Origin of the sequence: Flavobacterium sp. (assembly GCF_003525665.1) — a bacterium.
Taxonomy (GTDB): Bacteria; Bacteroidota; Bacteroidia; order Flavobacteriales; family Flavobacteriaceae; genus Flavobacterium.
Map to the genome: position 1 here is coordinate 4,000 of NZ_DQDX01000014.1, position 9,867 is coordinate 13,866.

9 protein-coding genes are annotated in these 9,867 nt (G+C 33.5%); 7 read left to right on the forward strand and 2 right to left on the reverse strand.

Features of this window, described 5'->3' with window-relative positions; all coding sequences use genetic code 11:
• Positions 1–159 precede the first annotated feature (159 nt).
• The 5 genes from gldK (at position 160) to DIU01_RS00835 (ending at position 5,984) form a co-directional block, all read left to right on the forward strand.
• Positions 160–1,581, forward strand: coding sequence for a gliding motility lipoprotein GldK (gene gldK / locus DIU01_RS00815; protein WP_290831370.1), 1,422 nt, complete (start codon positions 160–162; stop codon positions 1,579–1,581).
• A gap of 54 nt (positions 1,582–1,635) precedes the next feature.
• Complete coding sequence (gldL, locus tag DIU01_RS00820) at positions 1,636–2,280, forward strand: gliding motility protein GldL (protein ID WP_290831371.1); 645 nt, start codon at positions 1,636–1,638, stop codon at positions 2,278–2,280.
• Between the two features lie 54 nt (positions 2,281–2,334).
• Positions 2,335–3,870, forward strand: coding sequence for a gliding motility protein GldM (gldM, locus tag DIU01_RS00825; RefSeq protein ID WP_290831372.1), 1,536 nt, complete (start codon positions 2,335–2,337; stop codon positions 3,868–3,870).
• Between the two features lie 51 nt (positions 3,871–3,921).
• Positions 3,922–4,836 (forward strand): gliding motility protein GldN, encoded by a 915-nt coding sequence (gene gldN, locus DIU01_RS00830; protein WP_290831373.1) that lies wholly within the window; start codon positions 3,922–3,924, stop codon positions 4,834–4,836.
• 80 nt (positions 4,837–4,916) lie between these two features.
• The gene (locus tag DIU01_RS00835) at positions 4,917–5,984 is read left to right on the forward strand and encodes an FAD-binding oxidoreductase (protein WP_290831374.1); all 1,068 of its coding nucleotides are present in this window, start codon (positions 4,917–4,919) and stop codon (positions 5,982–5,984) included.
• Here the strand turns inward: DIU01_RS00835 and DIU01_RS00840 are convergent.
• Positions 5,947–6,333: a DUF983 domain-containing protein gene (locus DIU01_RS00840; protein WP_290831375.1), complete on the reverse strand. Its 387-nt coding sequence runs from the start codon at positions 6,331–6,333 to the stop codon at positions 5,947–5,949. The genes DIU01_RS00835 and DIU01_RS00840 overlap by 38 nt on opposite strands.
• Before the next feature lie 100 nt (positions 6,334–6,433).
• On the opposite strand from DIU01_RS00840, the gene DIU01_RS00845 reads away from it, so the two are divergent.
• Positions 6,434–8,341: an ABC-F family ATP-binding cassette domain-containing protein gene (locus tag DIU01_RS00845; RefSeq protein ID WP_290831378.1), complete on the forward strand. Its 1,908-nt coding sequence runs from the start codon at positions 6,434–6,436 to the stop codon at positions 8,339–8,341.
• Positions 8,342–8,511: 170 nt separating this feature from the next.
• Here the strand turns inward: DIU01_RS00845 and DIU01_RS00850 are convergent, their stop codons facing one another.
• A complete protein-coding gene (locus DIU01_RS00850) occupies positions 8,512–9,480 on the reverse strand; it encodes an App1 family protein (protein ID WP_290831376.1) in 969 nt (322 codons plus the stop codon).
• A gap of 65 nt (positions 9,481–9,545) precedes the next feature.
• On the opposite strand from DIU01_RS00850, the gene DIU01_RS00855 reads away from it, so the two are divergent.
• Positions 9,546–9,867 (forward strand): diacylglycerol kinase family protein (locus tag DIU01_RS00855; RefSeq protein WP_290831377.1); only part of this gene is annotated, 322 nt, incomplete at its 3' end.

A 9,867-nucleotide genomic window follows, 5' to 3' on the forward strand; every position in this document is an offset into this window, starting at 1 on the left:
TTTTTGCTTTTTATCGATGATTTTATTTTGATAATTATCATTAAATTGTATTTTTGGTCAAACAATTAAAATTTTAAGATATAAAAGATTGTTTTTTTCAAAAATAATAGATAGGTTTACGGCCTCAAAAATAAGAATACACAATTAACCCAAATTTATATGAAGAAGTTCATTGCATTTGCATCCGTTTTAACGCTATTAGTGAGCTGTGGTAAGTCCTCAGACAAAGGTGAATTAGTAGGAGTTAAAGGTAAAAAATGGCATCCAGAGAAACCATACGGAATGACTTTAGTTCCTGGTGGTGCTTTTATAATGGGTAAATCAGATGATGATTTAGCTAATATTCAAGATGCTCCAACAAAAACAGTTACTGTTAGATCATTCTATATGGACGAAACAGAAATTACAAATAGTGAATACCGTCAATTCGTAGAATGGGTTAAAGATTCTATTATTAGAGTTCGTTTAGCAATTTTAGCAGATGAGCAAGGTTTAAAACCTGGTGCTGGTGCTGGCGGAAGAAATGCTGGTAGCATTGGTAATTTTGCTTTTGCAGATCAAGATCCTGCTAAAATGACACCGTACGATAAATACATGTATGAGAATTATTATAGTGTTGGTACAGATGATGATCAGTATGCAGGTAGAAAACTAAATAAGAAAATTAAACTTATAACAGATACAAAAAAATATCCAGATGAATATTACGTAGAGGTGATGGATTCTATGTATTTGCCAGCTGCTGAGGCTTATAATGGTTTAAGAACTATAGATGTTAATAAATTAGAATTCCGTTATTCATGGATGGATATTCAAAAAGCTGCTCAAGCTAAAAAAGGAAAACGTTCTGAATTTATTAAAACTGAAAAAACTCAAATCTATCCTGATACAACTGTTTGGATAAAAGACTTCGCTTACTCTTATAATGAGCCAATGCACAACGATTATTTCTGGCACCAAGCTTATGGAGATTATCCAGTAGTTGGAGTTAGTTGGAAACAAGCAAAAGCATTCTGTGCTTGGAGAACTCTTAAAAAGAATTCTTATATCAAAGAAAAGAAAAAAGGTAAAAAAGGTGGTAGAGATTTAATTAACTCTTTCCGTTTACCAACAGAGGCTGAGTGGGAATATGCTGCTCGTGGTGGTTTAGAATCTGGTAATTATCCTTGGGGTGGACCATATACTAAAAATGACAGAGGTTGTTTTATGGCTAACTTTAAACCAAATCGTGGAGATTACGCAGCTGACCAAGCTTTATACACTGTAGAGGCTAAATCATACGATCCAAATGATTACAACTTATACAACATGTCTGGTAACGTTGCTGAATGGACTGATTCTTCTTATGATGCAGCAGCTTACGAATATGTTTCAACAATGAATCCAAACGTTCCAGATTCTTCTAACAAACGTAAAGTGGTTAGAGGTGGTTCTTGGAAAGATGTTTCTTACTTCCTACAAGTTGGAACTAGAGATTTCGAGTATCAAGATACTGCAAGAAGTTACATCGGTTTCAGAACTGTTCAAGATTACATGGGAGTTCAAACTACTGGTAACGGTAAAGGAAAAGTAAAACTATAAAACCTTAAAAATTAACTAACTAAATATTAACTTAACTAACTAAAAACTATTATTATGGGATTATTATCACCTAAAGTTATGAACTTTGCTTACGGTATGGGAGCAGCTATTGTTATCATCGGAGCTTTATTTAAAATTGCACACTTTGAAATCGGACCATTAACTGGTACTGTGATGTTAACTATAGGACTTGTAACAGAAGCTGCGATTTTTGCATTATCTGCTTTTGAAGCGCCACCAGCAGAATTAGATTGGTCATTAGTTTATCCTGAATTAGCAGGTGGACAAGCAAAAGAAAGAACTAAAAAAGAAGAGCCTAAAGATGCTCAAGGTTTATTGTCTCAAAAATTAGACAACATGTTGAAAGAAGCTAAAATTGATGGTGAATTAATGGCAAGCTTAGGTAACAGTATCAAAAATTTCGAAGGTGCTGCAAAATCTATTTCTCCAACAGTTGATGCTATGGCAGGACAAAAGAAATATGCTGAAGAAATGGGTAAAGCTGCTGCACAAATGGAAGCTTTAAATGGTTTATACCAATCTCAATTACAAAGCGCTGAAAGAAACGCACAAATTAATAACGAAGTTGCTGAAAACAACTTAAAATTAAAAGATCAAATGCAGTCATTAACTTCTAACTTATCTACATTAAACAATGTATATGGTGGAATGCTTTCTGCAATGAGTAATAAAGGATAATTAGTTTTAATAACTATATTTTATTAAATTAACAATTAAAACTAATTAGAAAAAATGGCAGGAGGAAAATTAACCCCTAGACAGAAGATGATTAACCTAATGTACTTGGTTTTCATCGCGATGTTGGCAATGAACATGTCAAAAGAAGTCCTTTCGGCTTTCGGTTTGATGAATGAAAAATTTGAAGGAGCAAATGAGTCAGCTAAAGCTACTAACGAGCAAATGATGTTGGCTTTAGATACTAAAGCATCTGAGGCAAAAGGAGAATTTGCTGTAGCTGCGGTTACTGCTCACAAAGTTGAAGCTGCTACAAAGAAATTTTATGATTTTGTTGGAACTTTAAAAGCTGAAGTTCTTCAAGGTGTAGAGGCTGAAGATGGTAAATTACCATATGAATCTATGGATAAAGCTGACAACTTAGACCACAGCTGGTTTACAGGTGATGGATATACGGCTAGAGGTAAAGAAGTTATCGCTGCAATAGAGGCTTACAAAGCTGATATGAAAGCTGCTTTAGGTAATGAAAAAAAATACAGTGCAATTCTTAATGAAGTTAACAAGAAGTTTGACCTATCACAAGTTGCAAACAAGGAAGGATTAAAAGTTGATTACTTAGATTATCATTTTAAAGGTTTTCCTGCAATTGCTTCTTTAGCTAAATTAACTTCTTGGCAAAATGACTCCAAAAAAGCGGAATCTGATGTTATCAGTGCTGCTCTTGGAAAAGCTGCTGTTCAGGCTGCATCTTACAGTAACTATCAGGCAATTGTTGCCCTTGATAAAAATGTATATTTCCAAGGAGAGCCAGTAACAGGTAAAGTTGTTTTAGGTCGTTATGATGAGAATACTAAACCTACTTCATTCCAAGGTCCAGGTAAACTTGTTAATGGACAAGCTATCATTTCTACTACTGCTGGTGCTGTAGGAGAGCAAAATCTTAGTGGTCAATTTACGTTTGTTGAAGAAGGTAAAACTATTCCATTGAAATTCCAAGGAAAATATGTCGTAGTACCACGTCCAAACTCAGCTAATATTTCTGCTGATAAAATGAATGTTGTTTACAGAGGATTACCAAATCCTTTAACAATTTCATTTGCTGGTATTGGTGATAATAATGTATCTGCTTCAGCTCCAGGTTTATCGCCTGCAGGTGGAAAAGGGAAGTATAATTTAAATCCAGGTTCTGGTACAGAAGTTACTGTAACTGCTACTGGTAAAATGACTGATGGAAAATCTGTTTCTGATAGAAAAGTATTTAGAATCAAAAACATTCCACAACCACAAGGAACAATTGGAGGAGCTGGTGGTCTTCAAAAAGGTGCTAAATCACGTTTAGAGGCATCTACAGTTGGTGCTTCATTACCTGATTTCTTGTATGATTTAAATTTTGAAGTTACTCAGTTTGCATTTAAAGTTCCTGGTCAAGCAACAATTATTGTTAATGGTAACAAAATTGATGGTAGATGTAAAGCAGCTTTAGCAAGAGCAAAAGCTGGTGATCCAATTACTATTTCTGATATCAAAACAAGAGTAAATGGAGTAACTGTAGCTATTAAACCTGCATTACCTGCAATATACGAATTACAATAAAAATTTAAGTTTATCGTTATCTGATTACTTGAATAACAAAGAATAATAAATATGAAATTGAAAAACCTTTTATTAGTTGTTTTTAGTGTTGTTGGAAGTTTAGCTTCTAGTGCACAGTCAAATCTATTGAACGCTAAAACACCAGACGAAATTGGTAAAAAAACTGCTGCTCAATTAGAGTCTGATAATGATAAACCGCTCCCTTACGGATACGTACATGACAGAGACGTATTAATGGGTAAAACTACTTGGGAAATTATTGACCTTGATGAAAGAGTTAACTTTCCTTTGTATTTTCCAGTGGATACCGCTTTTGTTGGAAAAGAAAGAAGATCTCTTTTTCAAGTTTTGTTGAATGGCATTAAAGATGGTAAGATTACTGAGGTCTACAATGATGATTATTTTAATTCTAAAAAGACCCTTAGCGATATCGAAACAGTTTTTAAGTTTACCGATACTACTGCTGCTGGTTATGACGAAATAAATAATTATTTTGATGATTATAAATCAGGAAAAAAAGTTTTATCACCTGAATACATCAATGAGACGATTTTGTCTGCTAAAGATGTTTCTGGATACAAGATTAAAGGTTTTTGGTATTTCGATAAACGTCAAAGTGAATTGAAATACAGATTGCTTGCTATTTGTCCGATTGCTGTTGAAGCCAGAGATAAAGCTAAAGGTAATACTGATACTATCGATTTGTTTTGGGTATATTTCCCAGCAATTAGAGATGTATTACATGAAGCTAAAGCATTCAACGATAAAAACTCTGCAATGCCAATTACGTTTGATCACTTATTAAATTCTCGTAGATTTTCTGGAGTTATTTATAAAGAAGAAAACGTTTACGGAGACAGAACTATTCAAGACTACATGAAAGACAACTCACAATTACAATTGTTGGAGTCTGAAAGAGTTAAAGAAAAAATTCGTAACTTCGAACAAGACATGTGGAATTACTAATACAAGATTTCAAATAAAATACAAAAAACTCTTACCTTTGGTAGGAGTTTTTTTATGCTCCTAATTTATACTTTTCATCAATGCTCGATTATATAATTGTTGGTTCAGGTCTCGCCGGAATTGCTTTTTCAGAATTTGCTTGCAATAACAATAAATCAATTGTTGTAATCAATAATCAATCTCAAAATTCTTCTAAAATTGCTGGTGGATTATACAATCCAGTTATTCTAAAGAGATTTAGTGAAGTATGGCAAGCACAAGAACAACTTGATTTGCTTTATTCTTTCTATGGAAATATTGAGAAAAAACTTGGAGTAAAACTAGATTACAGATTACCTTTACTAAGAAAGTTTTATTCTATTGAAGAACAAAACAATTGGTTCACTGCCTCGGATAAACCCAATCTTTCAAAATTTCTATCGACAGATTTGATCACAAAAAAATGGGATGCGATTGATTCTCCATTCAATTTCGGAGAAGTTTTGCATTCTGGTTATTTGGATACTGCATTATTATTGGAAGAATACAAGAAACATCTAATATCAATGAATTGTTACCAAGAAGAAACATTTGATTATGCTCAACTAAATATAAATGCAGAATTTGTAGAATACAAAAATATCAAAGCAAAGCACATTGTTTTCGCTGAAGGATTTGGAATGCTTTTAAATCCGTTTTTCTCTAAATTACCACTTGATGGAACTAAAGGTGAATTGCTACTGATTAAAGCACCTAATTTAGATGTAGATGTAATTCTAAAGTCATCCATCTTTATTATTCCATTAGGAAATGATTTATTTAAAGTTGGCGCAACTTATAATTGGGAAGACAAAACAAATGTTCCTACTGAAGCCGCCAAAAAAGAATTAGTAGCTAATTTATCAGAATTAATAAATTGCGATTTCGAAATTATCGAACATTACGCAGGTGTTCGTCCAACTGTGAAAGACAGGCGTCCTTTAGTTGGTTCGCATCCAATTCACAAAAACGTTCATGTTCTAAACGGTCTAGGAACTCGTGGCGTAATGTTGGCACCAGCAATGGCATTGGCGTTATTCAATAACATAGAAAACGATATTCCTTTAGATAAGAACATCGATATTACAAGAATTAAGAATTTTGTTTCCAGTTTTTATCAAAGTGAATAAACAGATTGATATAGATGTTTCTAGCAAGTCTTGCAGTAACAGGCATAAGCAAAATTATTCCGCCAATAATGGTTGCAAAAGATGGAAATGTAGGTAATCCGATAATGACATTTGTGATTACAAAAAGGGCAACTCCAATCGCAACTGTCAATCCATAACTAACATACATTGCGCCATAAAAGAAGGAAGGCTCAATTAAGTATCTTGTATGACAATGGCTACAAGTTTCGTGCATTTTATATAAATCATTCAATTTGTATGGATTTTTTTCTAAATACATACTTTCTTCATGGCATTTTGGACAACTTCCTGTTAAAATACTATATAGTTTGGATCCTTTTTTTAACATTTGCAAAAAATTTAACTTTGTTACTTTTAGTCTCATGACTTTTCGTTATCAAAGGTACTCTTTTGCAATTTTATTAATGTAACAATTATTACAAATAACAATTTATTTTAATTTTTTATTTGAGTCTTTTAAACNNGGTTCGTATCTTTTTGAAGAGGTAACTTTTAGGCTGGGTTCAGGCGATAGAGTAGGTCTTGTTGGAAAGAACGGTGCCGGAAAATCAACAATGCTAAAAATATTGGCAGGCGATTTCAAACCCGATTCTGGTCAAATTGCAACCGAGAAAGAAGTTAGAATGGGTTTTCTTCGTCAAGATATCGATTTTGAACAAGGAAGAACCGTTCTTGAAGAAGCCTATGAAGCATTTACAGAAATTAAAATTGTAGAAAAAAAACTAGAAGAAGTCAATAATCTATTAGTGACAAGAACCGATTATGAAAGTGAAGAATACGGACAAATAATAGAAGATTTATCCGATTATACCCATCGTTTTGAACTTCTTGGAGGTTATAACTACGTTGGCGACACCGAAAAAATTCTTCTTGGATTAGGTTTCAAACGCGAAGTTTTCAATAACCAAACCGATACTTTTTCTGGAGGATGGAGAATGCGTATCGAACTAGCGAAATTACTTTTACAATCTAATGATATTTTGCTGCTGGATGAGCCAACCAATCACCTTGATATCGAAAGTATCATTTGGCTTGAAAGTTTTTTAAGAAATTTCCCTGGCGTTGTTGTGATTGTTTCGCACGATAAAATGTTTCTTGACAATGTAACCAACAGAACAATCGAAATTTCTCTAGGAAAAGCCTACGATTTCAACAAACCTTATTCAGAATATCTAGAATTACGTCATGAAATTCGTGAAAAGCAATTAGCAACCCAAAAAAATCAAGCCAAGAAAATTGAAGAAACCGAAAAATTAATCGAAAAATTCCGTGCCAAAGCTTCCAAAGCTTCCATGGCGCAATCGTTAATTAAAAAACTAGATAAAGTAGAGCGAATTGAAGTCGATGAAGACGACAATTCAGTAATGAACATCTCATTTCCAGTTTCAAAAGTTCCAGGAAAAGTGGTAATTGAGGCAGAAAACGTAACTAAAGCATACGGAGATAATGTGATTTTAAAAGACATTTCGCTTCTTGTCGAACGTGGTAGCAAAATTGCTTTCGTTGGTCAAAATGGTCAAGGAAAATCCACTTTCATCAAAGCCATCGTAAACGAATTCGAATACCAAGGCGAAATTAAACTAGGGCACAACGTTCAAGTTGGTTATTTTGCCCAAAATCAAGCCGAATATCTCGATGGCGAAATTACCTTGCTAGAAACCATGGAAAATGCCGCAACCGACACCAATCGTTCGAAAGTTCGTGACATGTTAGGTTCGTTTTTATTCCGCGGTGACGATGTAGATAAAAAGGTAAAAGTACTTTCTGGAGGCGAACGTAATCGTTTGGCATTGTGTAAATTACTTCTTCAACCAATCAACGTTTTGGTGATGGATGAGCCTACAAATCACTTGGATATTAAGTCTAAAAACGTACTAAAAGCCGCACTTCAAAAGTACGAAGGAACGTTGCTTCTAGTATCGCACGATAGAGATTTCTTGCAAGGAATGTCGAATATCGTCTACGAATTTAAGGACCAAAAAATCAAAGAATATCTAGGTGATATCAACTTTTTCTTAGAGCAACGCAACCTAGAAAACATGCGTGAAGTAGAGAAAAAAGACATCGAAAAACGTGAAGCTCCAAAAGATTCCAATAAAGTTTCTTACGAAGATCAAAAGAAAAGCAAATCACTTCAAAATCGCTTAAGCAAAATCGAAAGTCAAATAAAGCAACTCGAAATCGACATCCAAAACGACGACAAAGCTTTGGCTTCCAATTACGATAAACATCTTGAAGATGCTGCGTTTTTCATGGCATACAACAAGAAAAAAACAGAACTAGACAAACTTCTAGAAGATTGGGAAGTGGTTCAAGGTGAAATAGATAATTTGTAATTTTTGTAGCTTTTTCCAGCTTTCCATTACAAGTTTTCATCAACAATTCTTTTTTTGTAAGCACTAAAAAGTCCCGAAGCTTCGGGATCCGTTGGTCGCTTTTTTAGTGCAACAAAAAATAGAATTCTTCAATGAAAAGCTTTCCATTACAATCTGGGCTAGGGCATTCGTTATAAAATCAACCCAATTTTTTTAGAATGAGCAATCGCTTCGGTACTGTTTTTAAAATAGCACACTTCAACATTCAAACTTGCAATGTTTTTTAAAGCAATTTCGGCTTTACTTTTTTTAGACGTTCCTGTTTGACGAATATAAACAGCTTTCACATTCACCGGAAATATTTTGCAAATATTCTCATATAAATAAGGATCATGCTGCGAATCGTCACCCAAAAGCGTGTATTGTAAATTGGGATAAAATTCTAAAATATGTTTTATCTTATCAAACTTATGATTGTGATCGCCACGACCAGTTATAAATAAATCGGTCAAACTCGTTTTGATATCTTTCAACAATAAAACTGCCTTTGGTAATTTATTAATTTCAGTAAATTGAATAATAAATCGGTACAAATTCCATTCACTACTAGAAACATAAAAAAAAGCATTTTGTTCGGTTTGGCTAGTTCGTCCGGCAGAACTTAATGCTAAATAATGCGTCACAACATCTTCATATACTTTTCTGTCAAATACATTTTTGAACAATAAAATATACAATTTCTTCAAAGGATTTCTTGTGTGCGAAACCAAAAAAGTATCATCAATGTCTGATATAAACCCAAAATTTCCTTCGTGCGGTTTAATGTAGCTTGCCGTTTCTTTGATTTCTTTTCCGTTATCAAAAATACTTACGCTATAATTTATCCAACCATAACTTGAAACTTCCTTCAACGGAATACAGAATTTAAAAAAACCGTCGTCCAATGTTTTGGTGTGAATTTTTTCTCCATTGTGTTCAAGATAAACAGCGGCATTGGCTTGAGTTGCAATTCGAAACATTCTAATAACCGAAGTTGCATTTTTAAAATTCTTCTTCTGAAAATCATAATCTTCTTTAGAAGTTGGTTTAAAAACGTGTCCCATCACAATTAATTCTTGTTCGTTGGCATATCCGCGATATAATTTTAGAATGGGCTTCATTTTATTTTATACATTTGAAAGAGATTCACAAATTACAAATTATTTAGTGAAATTAATTGCAGACAATGAAAAAGAAATATTTTTTAGTAGTAAATCCAATTTCTGGAGATGTAGATAAAAGCGAGATTTTAAACAAAACAATGGCTTTTGCAACAGAATATGATTTAGAAATTATAGTCTACGAAACTTCTGGTGATAATGATGAAGCCGCAATAAGAGAACTTTATAATTTACACAAACCCGAACGAATTTTAATTGCTGGTGGCGACGGAACTATAAAAATGGTTGGCGAAGCTTTAGAAAAACAAGATGTAATTTTCGGAATTCTTCCTGCTGGTTCTGCTAACGGCTTGGCTGTCGATTTAAATTTGCCTTCAACATTAGAAG

Coding starts and splice junctions, on each gene's coding strand:
- gldK (WP_290831370.1), top strand. CDS start 160: ATGAAGAAGTTCATTGCATTTGCATCCGTTTTAACGCTATTAGTGAGC.
- gldL (WP_290831371.1), top strand. CDS start 1,636: ATGGGATTATTATCACCTAAAGTTATGAACTTTGCTTACGGTATGGGA.
- gldM (WP_290831372.1), top strand. CDS start 2,335: ATGGCAGGAGGAAAATTAACCCCTAGACAGAAGATGATTAACCTAATG.
- gldN (WP_290831373.1), top strand. CDS start 3,922: ATGAAATTGAAAAACCTTTTATTAGTTGTTTTTAGTGTTGTTGGAAGT.
- DIU01_RS00835 (WP_290831374.1), top strand. CDS start 4,917: ATGCTCGATTATATAATTGTTGGTTCAGGTCTCGCCGGAATTGCTTTT.
- DIU01_RS00840 (WP_290831375.1), bottom strand. CDS start 6,333: ATGTTAAAAAAAGGATCCAAACTATATAGTATTTTAACAGGAAGTTGT.
- DIU01_RS00850 (WP_290831376.1), bottom strand. CDS start 9,480: ATGAAGCCCATTCTAAAATTATATCGCGGATATGCCAACGAACAAGAA.